8 protein-coding genes are annotated in these 15,715 nt (G+C 74.9%); 6 read left to right on the forward strand and 2 right to left on the reverse strand.

From position 1 onward, the window contains the following. Positions 1-47 precede the first annotated feature (47 nt). Genes Prum_RS45485 through Prum_RS45500 form a run of 4 tightly spaced genes read left to right on the forward strand, consistent with a single transcriptional unit; the run spans position 48 to position 11,849 of the window. A complete protein-coding gene (locus Prum_RS45485) occupies positions 48-2,255 on the forward strand; it encodes a DUF6603 domain-containing protein (protein ID WP_308785462.1) in 2,208 nt (735 codons plus the stop codon). Next, complete coding sequence (locus tag Prum_RS45490) at positions 2,252-5,869, forward strand: hypothetical protein (protein ID WP_173085452.1); 3,618 nt, start codon at positions 2,252-2,254, stop codon at positions 5,867-5,869. The genes Prum_RS45485 and Prum_RS45490 overlap by 4 nt, the downstream gene beginning before the upstream one ends. After that, complete coding sequence (locus Prum_RS45495) at positions 5,866-10,176, forward strand: hypothetical protein (protein WP_173085454.1); 4,311 nt, start codon at positions 5,866-5,868, stop codon at positions 10,174-10,176. The genes Prum_RS45490 and Prum_RS45495 overlap by 4 nt, the downstream gene beginning before the upstream one ends. Before the next feature lie 2 nt (positions 10,177-10,178). Next, on the forward strand, positions 10,179-11,849 hold the full coding sequence (locus Prum_RS45500; RefSeq protein ID WP_173085456.1) for a hypothetical protein: 1,671 nt from the start codon (positions 10,179-10,181) through the stop codon (positions 11,847-11,849). Between the two features lie 55 nt (positions 11,850-11,904). Here Prum_RS45500 and Prum_RS45505 read toward each other — a convergent pair whose 3' ends face one another. Both Prum_RS45505 and Prum_RS45510 read right to left on the reverse strand, forming a co-directional pair. Beyond that, positions 11,905-12,513: an alpha/beta hydrolase gene (locus tag Prum_RS45505; RefSeq protein WP_173085458.1), complete on the reverse strand. Its 609-nt coding sequence runs from the start codon at positions 12,511-12,513 to the stop codon at positions 11,905-11,907. Then, positions 12,441-13,121 carry an alpha/beta fold hydrolase gene (locus tag Prum_RS45510; protein WP_173085460.1) on the reverse strand — a complete coding sequence of 227 codons (681 nt, stop codon included), beginning with the start codon at positions 13,119-13,121 and terminating at the stop codon, positions 12,441-12,443. Before Prum_RS45510 ends, Prum_RS45505 begins: the two co-directional genes overlap by 73 nt. A gap of 259 nt (positions 13,122-13,380) precedes the next feature. Here Prum_RS45510 and Prum_RS45515 point away from each other — a divergent pair, with 259 nt between their 5' ends. After that, entirely contained in the window at positions 13,381-14,217 is an 837-nt protein-coding gene (locus tag Prum_RS45515) for a helix-turn-helix transcriptional regulator (RefSeq protein ID WP_173085462.1), read from the forward strand. A gap of 100 nt (positions 14,218-14,317) precedes the next feature. Then, positions 14,318-15,715 (forward strand): family 43 glycosylhydrolase, encoded by a 1,398-nt coding sequence (locus Prum_RS45520; protein WP_218577898.1) that lies wholly within the window; start codon positions 14,318-14,320, stop codon positions 15,713-15,715.

Consider the following 15,715-nt stretch of genomic DNA (forward strand, 5'->3'; position numbering starts at 1 on the left):
CCGGCTCGCTGAAGGCGCGCTTCGACGTCCCCGCCGCCCTCGGCGACATCGCCCGCCTCGACCAGGTGGTCGTCGCGGTCGACGTGCCCAGCGACGACGCCGACCGCGCCATCGGCCTGTCCGCCGTCGCGTCCGGAGAGGTCAAGCTGGGCCCGGTCACGGTACGGGTGGAGGGCGTCGGCGTCGGCGGCCGGCTGGACTTTCCCGAAGGCGGCGGCAACCTCGGCTTCGCCGACCTGGACGTCGGCTTCCGGCCGCCGACCGGGCTCTCGCTGCGCGTCGACTCCCGCGCCGTCAGCGGGGCCGGCTTCCTGTCGTACGACCCGAAGGACGAGTCGTACAGCGGCGGCGTCGACCTGGAGTTCACGAAGCTGCGGCTGTCCGCGCTGGGGTTGCTGGCCACCCGGATGCCGGACGGCCGCAAGGGCTTCTCCCTGCTCGTCGTCGTGAACGCCCGTTTCCCCGAGCCGATCCCGCTGGGCCTCGGCTTCCGCCTGGCCGGGGTCGGTGGCCTGGTCGGCATCAACCGCGCGGTCGACGTGGCGAAGCTGCGCGACGGCCTGCGTACCGGCGCCCTGTCCGCGATCCTGGCGCCCGGCGAGGCGGTCCGCGAGGAGCCGGGGCAACTGCTGCGCGACCTGGCCGGCTTCTTCCCGGTCACGCCGGGGCGGCACGTCTTCGGCCCGACCGCCCGGCTCACCTGGGGCCTGCCGACGGTCGCCACGTTGGACCTCGGCCTCGCGTTGGAGCTGCCGCAGCCGCTGCGGTTCATCGCCGCCGGCCGGGTACGCGTCGCCCTGCCGGACGAGCGCGCGCCCATCGCCCTGCTCAACATGGACGCGTTCGGCGTCCTGGACACCGGCGAGGGCACCCTCGCACTGGACGCCACGCTCTACGACTCGCAGATCGCCGGCTGGCAGCTGTCCGGCGACATGGCGCTGCGGGCGCGGTGGAGCGGCGAGTCGGAGTTCGTGCTGAGCGTCGGCGGGTTCCATCCGCGCTTCACCCCGCCGCCCGGCTTCCCGGCCCTGCGGCGGGTGACGATGGCACTCGGCGATGGCGACGTCCGGCTGCGCCTGGAGGCGTACCTGGCGCTCACGCCCAACACGCTGCAGCTGGGTGCGCGGGTCGAGGTGGCGGCCCGGATGGGCGACGTCACCGCTGACGGGCACTTCTCCTTCGACGCGCTGGTCCGGTTCGTGCCGTTCGGCTTCGAGCTCGACCTGAGCCTGGCCGTACAGGTGCGCTGGAAGGGCAAGCTCCTGTTTGGACTCACCGCCGACCTGCACGTCGAGGGGCCGGGCCGCTGGCACGTGCGCGGCCAGGTCACCATCGAGCTGCTGGGCCTCAAGGCGACCAAGCGCTTCACCGCCACCTTCGGCCAGGCCCAGGAGGTGCCGGCCGCCCCGCCGCAGAACGTCGCGCACCTGATCCGCACCGCCCTCGCCGAGCGCGGCGCGTGGCAGGTCGAGGAGCGCGCGGCGCTGCCCGCGCTGACCATGCGCACCGGCATCACCCTGTCGGACCTGCTGGTCTCGCCGTCGGCGCGGGTCACCGTACGGCAGAAGGTGGCTCCGGTCGGCGGCATCCGCCTCGACCGCGTGGGCCAGGCCCGGATCGAGGGCGACCGCCAGGTACGCATCCAGGGCGCCCGGCTCGGCGGTGCCGCGACGGACTGGTCCGACGTGCACGACGCGTTCTCCCCGGGGCAGTTCCTCGACCTGGACGACGAGGAGAAGCTGGCCCGCCAGTCGTTCGAGGCGATGCCCTCGGGCGTGGCGTTCGACGCGACCGACGCGATCCACTTCGAGCCCGGCGGGCGCACGGTGGAGATCAGATACGAAACGTTCGTGGTGGACGAGCCGAACGCGCCGGCCCGCCGGGTGGACGGCGCCGCCGCGCTGGCCGCCGCCGTCCCGGGCGTCCCGCTCAGCGGCGCGGACCTGGATCGCCTGGCGTACTCCGGAGCGGCCGCGCGGGCCGCCACCCGGTCGACCGGTTCCGCCCGGTTCGACGCGCCGGGCCTGCGGGTCGGCGTCGCGCCGGAGTCCTATGTGGTCGTCGACGCCGCGACGCTGGCGCCGGCCGGACCGCGGCCGGGGCCGGGCCAGCGGTGGAGCCGCACCGAGGCCACCGAGCACCGGCGCCGGTGGCTGGCCGAGCACCCCGCCGGCCCCGAGCTGATCGTCGTCCCCGCCACCGCCGCGCAGGCGGCCCCCGTCCGTACCTCATGGAAAGGTCTGGTGCCCGCATGACCACAGTGGACGACGCCCCGGCGGTGGCCCGGCGGCACTACCTGTCGTGGGTCCGCGACGGGCTCGGCGGAAAGATCACCGGTCCGGACGCCGGCCAGGGAGCCTTGCCCGCACGGGCGAAGGTGAGCACCGGCCTGACCGTGAACGGCGAGGACTTCGACGGGCCCACCCTGGCGCTGCACGGGCCCGGCGACGTCACCGGCCTCGACCCGCGCCAGGTGGTGCGCATGGACCCGACGCCCGGGGCCACCGCGTTCGAGCCGGAGCACCTCGCACTGGTCGAGTTCGACGACCCGGGGCTGCCGTGGCGGCTGACCACCGCGGCGCCCACCGGCCGCGGGCTGCGCCCGTGGCTGGTGCTGGTCGTGGTGGACACGGGCGTACGCGGCGTCGCCCTGTCGACCCGGCCGGGCCACCCGCTGCCGGTGCTGACCTGCCCGATGTCCGAGCTGCCGGACCTTTCCGGCTCGGCGTCGTGGGCGCACGCGGAGGTGGTCGTCGCCGACGACAAGGAGGACCTCGCCACCCTGCTGACCACCCGGCCCGAGCGCAACGTGTCCCGGCTCATCGCGCCCCGCGTGCTCGATCCAGGGCGCCCCTACCTGGCCTGCGTCGTCCCGGCCTTCGAGCACGGCCGCGTCGCCGGGCTGGGCGATGTGCCGGCCGGCGAGACCACGGAGCCGGCATGGAAGTGGGCGCCCACCGGCGGCGGCACGGTGGAGCTGCCGGTCTACCACCATTGGACGTTCAGCACCGGTCCGGACGGCGACTTCGCGGCGCTGGCACGGCGGCTGCGCGCGGCGGTCGCCGACCCGGGCCAGCGGGTACTGTCCTATAAGGACGCCGCCCCGGAGCTGACCGAGGTGCTCGGCGACCACCCCGGCCAGCTGCCGGTGCTGCCCGCGCTGACGGCGCTCGGCGCGGGCCAGGACGGCGACGTCCACCCCGGCTACATCTCCGCCATGGAGGCCATCCTCCGCCGGGCGGGCGCCGAGGTGACGCCGCCGTTCTACCTGGCCGCCCACGCCGGCCGCGGACCGGCATGGGGCTACGGCGAGCCGGGCTGGCTGCGCGAGCTCAACCTCGACCCGCGGCTGCGCGCCGCGGCCGGCCTCGGCGCCGAGGTGGTGCGGATCCACCAGGAGGCGTTGATGTCGTCCGCCTGGCGCCAGGCCGCCGAGCTGGAACGCGCCAACCGTGAGCTGCGTCAGGGCCAGCTCGCCCGGGAGGTCAGCAGGAGCCTGTACCGGCGGCACTTCACGCCACCGCCGGGCACCGGCCGCGCGGCGGCGGCCGAGAAATCCGACGTGGTCGTCCAGCGCGCCGCCACCGCGCTGCGCCGGCTGAAGACCGAGCACGGCACCCTCGCCGGGGAGCTGGCGACCCACCAGCCGACCGCGGACGTCGCCTCGCCCGACGTGCAGCGGGCCGCCCGCCCCACCGGTACGGCCGCGAAGGTCGCCGGGGCGACGGCGAACAAGCCGCTGCCGTCCGCGGTGACGCCGGTGGCGCTGAAGACCATCGTCCCCACGCCGCCGGTCGCGGCCAGCCCGGACACCGGGGTCCTGGACCGCCACACGGGTACGCCCACCGGCTACCGCAGCATCACGGCCGAGCTCGTCGACGCGGCGGCCCCGTGGTGGCGGAACGCGTCGACCCGGCCCATCCTGACCCCGGGACCGGTCGGCTACCTGACCGACGTGGTGCTGATCCGCGAGCAGGCGGCGCCCGCCTGGACGCTCAGCACCGAGGTGCGCCTGGGCATGGACTTCGACGGCCGTACCCGCTGGGGAGGCTGGGCCGTCACGCAGACGCTGCCGGTGGTCGCGCGGCGGCCGAAGTGGATCGGCGCCCTGCTGGCCCGCACGGCGGCCGCGGCCGCTCCCGGCCTGATGCTCGTGGGCCTGCGCCGGGCGACCCAGAACAACGCCTGGGAGCCGGTCTACTGCTCGGTACCGGCGCAGGGCGGCCCGGTCCCGGCGGCCAAGGTGCTCGCGCCGTTCGGTGGCATCGGGACGCGACTGGCCGCCGCCACGATGCGGCCGGGCGCGAGCGGCAGCACGGAGCTTGTCGTGCTCTGGGAGGACTCGTTCGAGCCCACCCTGCGGATCCGCGCCAACTACCTCGCGAACCCGGCCGCGACGACGGACTGGGTGACCAGCCTCGACAAGCGCCCGACGGCGTCGGCCTACGCCGTGTCGACGGTGCCGGCCCTGCCCTCCGGCCAGCCGGGCGACCTGCTGGTCGCCGCCCTCGGCGTGGAGAACGTCCCGCACCCGGTGTGGAAGCTGTCCTGGGCCACCGGTACGCCGCACGGGACCTGGTCGCCGTGGCGGCGGCTCGAGGTCGGCCGGGCAGCCACCGGCACGGCCCCGCTGCCGGCCGACGTGGCCGTCTCGGTGACCGACCTGGACGGCGACGGCAATCTGGACCTGATCGTGACGATGACCTTCGACGACCCGGCACCGGACGGGACGCCGCAGACCCGGGTCACCCGACAGCTGATCGGCTGGGGCCTGCGGCCGGACGGCACGGTGGAGCGCTGGCAGACCGCCCGGGTGCTGAGCACCGAGCCGGCGGGCTCGACCGACCGGGTCCTCAGCGTGGTGGGCGACCTGTCCGACCACCGCCTCGCCCGGCTGGCCGGGCTGGGCGACCGGTTCCAGTCGGCCGCGCTGAGCCACCAGAGCAGGTTGGTGAGCGACGCCACGCTCGGCCAGGCGCAACCCGTCAAAGCCACGTACGACGTGGCCGAGGTGGCCGCGTCGGTCGCGGCGGCCCTGGACCCGGCCACCACGGTCCCGGCCGCGGTGGCGGCCCGCGTGTCCATAGGGGACGGTCCGCTGCCGGCGGAACCCGCGCGGCTCGACGGCACCGGCGACCCGCTGCGCCCCCGGCTGTTCGAGCCGAGCTTCCCGCAGGCGATGGCCGATCCGCTCCGGGAGCTGTTCCCGGACCTGGTTTTCCCCGCCGTGGACGGGCTGCCGGACAACAGCGTGGCCCTGCTGGCCGGCAACGGCACGCTGATCGCGGCGTACCTCGCCGGCCTGAACCACGAGTTCGGCCGGGAGCTGCTCTGGCGCGGGTTCCCGACCACCGGCCGGGCCACCTGGTTCCGGCACTTCTTCGACGGTCGGGGCGCGGCCGGCGGGGCCTCGCCGGGCGACATCGCCGACATCGCGGACTGGGACCCGGACAAGGGCCTGGCCGGGCAGGTCATCGGACCGGCCGCGGCGGACAGCGTGATCCTGGTGGTCCGGGGCGAACTGCTGCGCCGCTACCCCGACCTGGTGGTGCAGGCGGTACGGGGCGTCGCCACCCCGGCGGGCCGGCAGCCGGCCGGCCGGGTGGAGCTGCCCGCGTTCGTCGGGCGGGTCGGCGCCGACGTGAGCCTGTTCAGCTTCCCCATCCCGCGCGGGGAGGTACGCGGGGACCCCGGCTGGTACTTCGCGTTCGCCGAGGCACCCACGGGCTCCCGGTTCGCCGCCCCAGCGGATCCACAGTGGACCGAGGCGGGCGGGCACACCGCGGCCGGGCTGGTCCGCATGCCGTTCCGGATCGCCATCCACGCCTCCGACCTCGTCGCACCGCAGACCCTGGGAGCTTCCGCATGACCACGCCCACCCTCGGCACGCCGCCGCCGCCGCTGCACGTCCCGGCCGGCGTACCCATCGCGCTGCTGCCGGTCCGGCTGGAGACCCGCTACCACGACGGCGTGCTGAAGATCAGGATCTATCCGGACCGGCTGCACGTCGACGCCCACGAGCCGGGCCTGACGGCCGCGGAGGCCGACAACGGCCTGCGGTACTGGGCCGCGGTGGCGCGGGCCGGCGCCGGCGCCACCGCCCTGGCCGGCGCCTGGGCCGGGCTGGCGGCGCAGTACGGCCCGGAGCGGGCGGCGTGGGTGGCCCGCCGCACGCGGGACGGGCGGCCGCCCGGCGCCCCGAAGGCCCTCGAATGGGCCAGCCCTCCGCTCGCGCGGCTGCTGCCCACCCGGTGGCGGGCCGCCGGTTGGGCCCGGCAGATGTCCGAGGACGTGTACACACAGCTGGTGTTCGACGTGGCGGGCCGGAACATCCCGCCCGACCTCGCCGTGGGTCCCGACCCGGCCAGCACCCAGGACCCCGATCCGGACGCGCTGACCGACCCCGGCATGGCCTGGCTGGTCGACTACGCGGAAGCCGAGGCCGCGGGCATGGCCATCACCATCACCCCCGAGCACTACGATCTCGTCGGTTCCCAGAACCTCGACCGGCTCATCGTGTACGGCGTGGACGAGACCGCCGACCAGCCCGGCGCCACGCTGGCCGCCCCGGGTCGGCTGGCCGCGCTGCTGCAGGCGCACCACTACACCGACGGGCTCGGCTTCGTGGCGCCCGGTACGCCCACCAACAACACCGCCACCGAGCGCTCGGGGTACGCCGCGGCCGGCGCCGACCTCGACGAGCATTACCGGCGGACCGACGGCAGCCGTACCCCGGTGCCCCCGATCGGCTCCGGCACCGTCGCCCGCGACCTGGCCCACGCGCTGGGTCTCGGCCCCGCCCGCGCGGTGCTCGCGCTGGCCGGCGGCGGCGACCGGGTCGACACGCAGGCCGCGATGAACACCGCCGTATGGGCCTCCACCTGGGGGTACTTCCTGTTCCACATCCTCGACGGCGTCGGCCTGGACACGATCGGCAAGGTCCGGCGGCACTTCATCGACCACGTCCGGGCCGGCGGCGCGCTGCCGGTGCTGCGGGTCGGGGACCAGCCGTACGGGGTGCTGCCGGTGCTGGCCATCCCGCTGGCCGGGGACGGCGGGCCGCGCCCGATGACCGAGCAGCTGCGCGACCTGCTGACCCAGTGGACCGCGGCGAGCCGGCGCGCCACCGTGGGCGCCACCTGGCCCGACCCGCCCAACAGCACGCCCGACCTGGAGCGCTACTACCAGCTGCTGACCCGGCAGCCGATGGCCACCGCGTACGCCGGCCGCAGCACGATCGGGCCGGAGTACATGAGCGGCCTGTGGCGGTTCCTGCGGCTCGACCTGGCCGACAGCTGGCGGGACGCGCCCCGCGACACGGCGAACGGTCAGCTGTGGCGGTACGGCCTGCCGCTGGACCAGCGGCACACCGGCACCGTCTTCGCCGAGGAGGCGTTCGACATCGACGCCCCGGTGGCCGGCCCGGACACTGCCGCGTTCCTGGACCGGCTGCGCACGCTCGACCCTGCCGCCATCGCCGCCGAGGCGGTGGCCCCGGGCACGCCGCTGCTGCACCGGGTGCTGCGCAACTCCGCGCTGCAAGAGTTCTGGAACGCGGCCCTGCGCGTCAAGGGCGGCGGCCGGGAGCTGGTCGAGGACGAGCTGGTCGACCTGGACACCGAGGCGCCGCCCACGCCGACGATGTGGCGGCTGCTGGCAGAGCCGTACGGCCCGGGCACCCTCGGCGAGTACATCGCCGCCGCCCCGGCCGACGACCCCGCGGTCGCCGACCTGCACGAGTTCCGCGCCGCCCTGGCCACGCTCGCCGGGCAGACCGCGGACGTGCTGGAGACGCTGCTGCGCGGCAGCCTGGACCTGGCGGCGCACCGCCTCGACGCGTGGGTGACGTCGTACGCCAACGAGCGGCTCGCGGCCGTGCGCGGCGCCAGCCCCGACACGCTCGCGATCGGCGGCTTCGGATGGCTGACCAACGTCGGCCCGGCGGAACTGACCGCCGTACCGAAGCCGCCGCGCGACGAGCCCGCGCCGCTGTACCACGACAAGGCCAACGCCGGGCACATTCTGGCGCCGTCGATGCAGCACGCCGCCACCGCGGCGGTCCTGCACGCCGGGTACGTCGCGCGCGGCGGGCGCGAACGCCGGGAGGAGGCGGTCGCCGTCAACCTGGGGGCGTCCCGGGTGCGGCTGGCCCGGCACCTCGCCGAGGGCGTACGCGCCGGCCAGCCGCTCGGCGCCCTGCTCGGCTACCGGTTCGAGCGGGAGCTGACCAGCAACCCAGGCGCGGGCGTGCCGGGGCTGGTCACGGCGTTCCGGCTGCTGGCCCCGTCCACCGCGCAGGTCCTGACGCCCGGCGGGCCGGCCGGCGAGGTGACCCGGCAGGCCGCCGTCGCCGACGGCGTCGCGCTGGTCGAGCGCTGGCGGGTGGGCGGCATCCCGTGGGGTACGGCGCCGGACCCGGACAACCATCCGGACGCCGTGCTGCCGGCGACCGGCACCGAGCCGCACCGGGTCGCGCTGAACGCGCTGGAGACGGCGGCGGACGCCATCGACGCGCTCGCCGACGCCGGCCTCGCCGAGGGCGTACACCAGCTTGTCGGCGGCAACCACGCGCGGGCCGGCGCCGTGCTCGACGCGCTGGCCAAGGGCGAGGCGCCGCCGCCGGACCTGGAGGTCGTCCAGACCCCGCGCACCGGCGCCGTGCACACCCACCGGCTGATCCTGCTCGGCAGCGAGGACCAGGCCGCGGACCTCGCCGTGTGGCCCACCGACGGGTACCAGTTCCGCGCGAACGTCGAACCCACGCTCAACGGCTGGGCCGGGCGGATGCTCGGCGACCCGGCGCGGGTGCGCTGCCGGGGCGTGTGGCGGGCCGGCGACGGCACCGTGCTGGCGTCCGCCGAAATCACCCTCGACCAGCTCCGGCTCTCGCCGCTGGACCTGGTGGCGCTGTGCGGCGCGGACCGGGACGGCGCCGAGTGGGAGCTGCGCCAGCGGTTCGTCAGCCGGTTGCGGCTGGAGCGTCCGGCCCACGTACCGGACTTGATCATGCCCGAGCCGGACTTCGGCCGCCAGCCGGCGTGGCCGCGGGACGTGCTCAGCGTCGCCGAGTTCCGGGAGCTGGCCGGCGCGGTCCGGGCGGTGCTGCTCGGCGCGCGCCCGGTGCGCGGTGCCGACCTCGCCGGTCCGGGCGAGGAGGTCGCCGTGCGGTGGGACGTCGCGGGCGCGGCCAACGGGGTCATCGCCGCCACCCACGCGCTCACCCGGCACCGCGCCGCACTCGCCGTGGCCGCCGACACCGGCGACATCGGGGCGATGGGCGGGCAGCTGACCACCCTGTCGTATTTCGGCGTGACCGGCGCGTACCCCGAGGTGGGACGGGTCTGGACGGACGCGTGGCGGGAGGAGCTGCGGATCGCCGCGAAGTCCACGATCGCCGAGGTCGACCGGCGGCTGGCGGAGCGGGCCGAGCTCGCGGCCGGGTTCGACGACCGGAACGCCACCGACCGGGACCGCGCCGAGCACCAGGCGGCCCAGCTGCGCTGCCTGATCGGGCCGGACTTCCCCGCCGTACCCCGCTTCGTCCCGGTGCGGCCGGCGGAGGTCACCGAGCTGCTGAGCCACTCCGCCGCGCTGCTCGGCGAGGACCCGCTGTCGCCGGCCACCTGGCTGGACCGGCTGGCCCGGGTACGCCCGGCCGCCGACCGCCTGCGCCGCGTGTTCGCGTACGCCGAGGCAACGGGTGTGACGGCGGCGACCGACCTGCTCGTGGCGCAGCTGCCGTACGACGCGCGGGAAGGCTGGGTCGCGCTGCCGCCCCGCGAAGGGCGCGTGCCGGGCCGGACCGCGCTGGCCGTCCACAGTGTCCGGCCGGTCGACCCGTCCCGGCCGCTGACCGGGCTGCTCCTGGACGAGTGGACCGAGCTGGTGCCGAACGACAAGGAGGTCGCCGGGTTGGCGTTCCACTACGACGCTCCGAGCTCGCGGGCACCGCAGGCGATCCTGCTGGCCCTGGCCGACCGGGATCGCGAGTGGGAGCCGAACCGGCTGCTCGACACCATCGCGCAGGCCATGGACGTGGCCCAGGCGCGTGCGGTGGACCTGCAGACGCTCGACCAGTACGGCCACTTCCTGCCCGCGCTGTACTTCGCGTTCAACGAGAGCGGCGCGACGGTCTCCACCGACTTCACCCGGGCCCTCCAGCTGGAAGGAAAGTAGCGATGACGGCGCACGGCGCACCCTCGGTCACCACCTGGACCCGGCTCGAACCGCTACACGGCTCCACCGCCGGCGAGGGCGCCGCCGCCCGGATCGCCGACCCGGCCTGGCTGCTGGCCCGACAGTGGCAGCTCGGCGAGTTCCACGGCAGCGACGGCGGTTCGCCCGCGTCGGCCAGGCTGCGCCTCGACGCCGGCGCGCTGTCCGCCTACCGCGGCCGGGGTCCCGGCTACGATGCCGGGACCCCGCTGCCGTACGACCACGCGGTGACCCCGCTGGAGACGCTGGTCGAGCGCGAGCCGGCGGGCACCGTGGAGCTGGATCTGCGAGCGGATGGCGGACGCCGGTTCCTGCGGCTGCTGACCCGGTACGGCGCGGGCAAGTACCGCGCCGCGTACACGCAGGGGTTCGCCCTGCCGGACCCCGGCGCCGGCGGTCAGAGTGTGTCTGTCCTTTCCGGACGGTTGCCGGACGCGGCGGCGCTGGCCGCGGCGTTCCGGGCGCCGAACGGGACGGTCACCGTGCCGGCGCAACCGCCGGTCTCCGCGGCCGACCGGCCCAGGGTGCTCGGCGCCGCGACGGAGTTCGTGCGGTGGTGGGACTCCTTTGTGGACCGCGGCACGGCGGCGCCCAACGGCCAGGCGTGGGAGCCGACCCGGCTGGAGCACCGGTTCACGCTGGGCACGAACCTCGGCCCGGCGAACGAGGGTTTCTCGGTGGCCGCCGAGGAGTATCCCGGTGGCTCGCTGGAGTGGTACGACCTGGACGAGGCCCCGGACACGTCGTCCGTCTACGCCGAGCGTCCGGGCTCGGAGATCGTCCGCACGGTGCTGCCCACGCCGATCGGCTTCGCCGGCATGCCGGCCAACCGCTGGTGGGAGTTCGAGGACGCCCGGGTGCACCTGGGCGGCATCGAGTCCGGCGCGACCGACCTCGGCCGGATGCTGCTCGGCGAGTTCGCGCTGCTGTACTCGTGCGACTGGTTCTCGATCCCGGTCGAGCTGCCGGTGGGCACGGTGGCCCGGGTGGCGTCCCTGGTGGTGACCGACACGTTCAACGTGCGCACCCTGGTCGGTCCCGCCGGCAACGAGGAGTGGGGCATGTTCGGGCTGACCGGGCACAGCTACTACAACCCGGTCTTCGTGCTGCCGCCCACGCTGGCGCACGGCTTCGAGAGCGGCCCCGTCGAGGAGGTCCTCCTGCTGCGGGACGAGGCGGCCAACCTCGCCTGGGCCGTGGAGTCCATCGTGGAGGATCCGGACGGGAGGCCGGTCGACCGGCACGAGCGCCATCTGGCCACGCTGCGCGAGCCCCGCGCGGCCCCGCCCGCGCCGGCCGGGGCGGACTTCGACTACCGCCTGACCGAGGCCCAGCCGCCCGCGCACTGGATCCCGTTCGTACAGGCGGCCGATGCCGAGCGCGGCCTTCAGCTACGCCGCTCGGCGCTGCCCGGCCCGGACCGCGCCCCACTGGGCGACCTGCTGCGCGAGACGGAGTGGATCGCCGCGGAGGAGTTGGCCGGCGAGGGCGTCCGGGTGGTACGGCACTGGCAGCTGGCCCGGTGGAGCGACGGCTCCACCCACCTGTGGCTGTCCCGCCGCAAGTACGCCGGCCGCGGCCAGGCCTCGTCCGGCTTCCGCCACGACGTCCTCCACCGGGTGACGGGCCGGTAGCGGTCGAGAAACCCCGTGGGTGTGCGCCGCCCCCGTGCCGGCGCACACCCACGGCTCAACCGAGCAGGAAGTCGCGTACCGCCTGGTCGCCGGCGGCGTTCCGGCCCTGGATCGAGTGGCCCATGCCGGGGACGATGACGAGCGTGCCGTGCGGCGTCCGCGCCGCCTGCTCGATCGCCCACTCCACCGGGGTGGACAGATCCCGGTCGCCGTTGATCAGCAGCACCGGCATGGCCAGCCACTCGTGCGGCGCGCGCGGGTTCGGCCGGGACGGCGGCCAATGCCGGCAGCCCTGGATGACGCCCTGTTCGACGGCGGTACGCGGCTCGAAGGGCCATACGTCCTCTGTGGACAGCTTGCGCAGCGCCCGGTCGACGGCGGCGTCGCGCTGCCACAGGGGCGCCGCCGAGTCGCCCCAGGGTGCGTGGGTCAGGTCCGCGCAGAGGGTCGCCACGTGCAGTCCCGCGCTGTACTCGGCGGCCGGGGTGTCCGCACCGCCCTGCAGTGCGTCGACGGCCTCGTTGAGCGGGCCCGGATCGCCGTCCGCGGCCTGGCGCAGTAGGCGCAGGACCGGAAAGAAGCCGTCTCCGGTCAGCTTCGGGTCGACGATGCTGGCGATGACGACCAGGTCGAAGACGCCGACGCCGTTGCCGTGGCGGCGCACGACACCGGCGAGTGCCGCCGCCGGGTCGAAGCCGCAGTTCTGTTCCTGGCACGCCTGGCGCAGGACAAAGGCGGTGCGGCGCAGGCCGGCCACGTACAGCGCGTCCGGGTCGTCCTGCGGGACCACGGAGTCGAGCACCATCCGGCGCACCCGCCCGGGAACGTCAGCCCGTACCGCTGGGCCGTGAACGTGCCGTACGAGACGCCGTCGAGGGTCCACCGTGGAACGCCGAGCGCCCGGCGCAGGTCCTCCAGGTCCGCGACGGTGTCCGCGGTGGTGTAGTGGTGCCGGGTCCGGCCGAGCGTGCGGGCGCACTCGCGGATGGCGTCCGCCGACGGCGGTGTGATGTCGGACGAGCCCACCTCGACCTGCAGCCGCGGGCAGTCGATCGCACCCTCGCCCGTGCCGCGCTGGTCGATCAGGACCAGGCGGTACTCGTTCATCAGGAATGAGAACCGCTGCCGCAGCCGCGGCAGCAGGCCCGGGCCCGGCTGGCCGGGGCCGCCGGTGAGCAGCAGCAGCGTGCCGCGCGGGGCAGCCGCGTTGTCGGCCACCGCGACCCGCAGCCGCAGTTGGCCCGGCAGGCTCCCGCGTCGGTCCAGCGGCACCGTCAGGTACGAGCAGGTGAAGCCCGGCTGCCCGGGACAGGGAGCAGAGCCGGCGAGCCGCGGCCGGCTCCCGGCCGTTGCCTGCGCCGGATTCAATGTCACGCACATGGCGCCGGCCAACACGATGCCCAGCCAGCGCCTCAGCTTGGTTGCTCGCATGCCTCATGCTGCGCCTACCGGACCGCGCCGGCGTTGAACTTTCCTGCCCGGCTTCGGCGTCTACCTCGATGGGAAGGGAGGGCGCGGCGTGGGATTGGGGATGGGCCGGCGACTGGGCAGCCCGGACGGGATGCACCTGTACGAGGCTCGCTGTCTGGTCGACCATGCGGGGTGGCTGGGGCCGGTCCCCGAGTCCGCGTTCCGCGCCATCCTCGCCCGCTCCGGGGCGTACCTGAGCAGGGTCAACGGCCGCGAGACCTTCACCGACGCCCTGTCGGTCCTGCTCACCCGCCCGGGTGACGACCTGAGCGTCGCCCACCCGCTCGGCTGGGGCGACGTGTTCACCGGGCTGGTCGTGCCCACCGAGATGCTCGCCGAGCGCCCGGACGGGCAGGTGTGGCTGGGCCGCACGGGCTGGCAGGGCGCCGTCGACGACCGACTGGACCTGCGCCACCGCGCGCTGGTCGCGGCCTGCCGGCGCGGCATCGACGGATTCGAGACGGCAGAGCGCGTGCACAGCCTCCTGACCGGGCTGCTCGCCGCGTCCGGACAGGACCGCGATGATCAGGCCCGTGCGGCCCGGCGGAGGCCAGCGACCCATGCCGCGCACCGGCGGCTCGCGCACCGGGCCCGCGAGGTGTTTGCTACCGGCGGGTTCCGGCTCGGCCTGGACGACGTGGCCCGCGCTGTGCACTCCTCGCCGTACCACCTCAGCCGCGTCTTCCACGCCGTCACGGGGCAGACCCTGACCGCGTACCGGAACCGGCTGCGGGTGCGTGCGGTCCTCAGCGACCTGCAGGAGGGCGCGCCGTGCCTGCGCGAGCTCGCCGCCGCGTACGGCTTCGCCGACCAGGCCCACCTGACCCGCGTGGTCCGCCGGCACGTCGGCGAACCGCCGGCCGCCGTCCGACGCGCGTTGGCGCCCCCGACCTCTTGACAACCGGCGTCGATGCCTTAACACTTCGACACAATCTCGAAACAGAACGCACACGGGGATATCGCAGGGGCTATGTGAACGCTAACATTGGAGGGTAGCGATGCGTCTCCGCGTGGTGTCAACCCTGTCCGCTCTGGCGGCCGGCTTCGTGGTGGTGCTGACCGGTTCGCCGGCCCAGGCGGCGACCCTGCCGGCCGGCGCGGCGTCCCTGGAGTCGGTCAACTACCCCGGCCGGTACGCCCGCCATCTGAACGCCCTCGGCCAACTGGAGGCGGTGACCTCGGCCAGCGCGGCGCAGACCAAGCTGGACGCCACGTTCACCGTCGTCAACGGGCTCGCCTCGCCGGCGTGTTACTCGTTCCAGACCAAGGCCGGGCTGTTCCTGCGGCACTACAACTACCGGCTGCGGGTCGACGCCAACGCCGGCGACGCGACGTTCCGCGGCGACGCCACGTTCTGCGCGGTCGACGGTTCGGTCGCCGGCTCGGTGTCGCTGGTCTCGTACAACTATCCGGCGCGGCGGATCCGGCACCGGGACTTCGCGCTGTGGCTGGACGCCTACCAGGACACCGCGGCGTTCCGGGCGGACAGCTCGTTCCGGATCACCGCGCCCTGGGCGCCGAAGACGACCGCGAACCCGGTGCTCCCGGGCCTGTTCGCCGACCCGCACATCGCCAACTTCAACGGCCGGTACTACCTGTACCCGACCACCGACGGGTACGCGAGCTGGAGCGGCACGTACTACAAGGCGTTCTCCTCCACCGACCTGGTCAACTGGACCGACCACGGCGTCATCCTCGACCACGGGCCGGACGTGTCCTGGGCCGACAACTCCGCCTGGGCGCCGGCCGTCACCGCCAAGAACGGCCAGTACTACCTGTACTTCAGCGGCGGGCTGGCCAGCGGCAACACCGCCAAGCAGCTCGGCGTGGCCGTCTCCGCCTCGCCCACCGGGCCGTTCCGCGACGCCCTGGGCCGGCCGCTGGTCACCAGTGGACAGTTCTCCGGCGGCCAGGCCATCGACCCGATGGTGTTCACCGACGACAGTGGACAGTCCTACCTGTACTGGGGCCAGGGCGTGGCCCGCGTGGTCCCGCTGAACGCCGACATGGTCTCGTACGACGCGGCGCAGGTGCGCACCATCACGCCGTCCGGCTACAACGAGGCCCCGTTCGTGTTCAAGCGCAACGGCACCTACTACCTCATGTGGTCCGAGAACGACACCCGCAGCGAGGACTACCGGATCGCGTACGCCACCGGAACGTCGCCGTACGGGCCGTGGACCAACCGCGGCGTCGTGCTGCAGAAGCGCCTGGACGCGGGGATCCGCGGCCCCGGCCACCACTCCGTCGTGCGCGCCCCCGGCACCGACACCTGGTACATCGCCTACCACCGCTTCGCCGTGCCCGCCGGCAACGGGACCAACCGGGAGACCGCCATCGACCCGATGCGGTTCAACGCCGACGGCACCATCGCCCCGATCGTCCCCACCCTCTGA

The sequence above is a fragment of the Phytohabitans rumicis genome (assembly GCF_011764445.1).
Taxonomy (GTDB): domain Bacteria; phylum Actinomycetota; class Actinomycetes; order Mycobacteriales; family Micromonosporaceae; genus Phytohabitans; species Phytohabitans rumicis.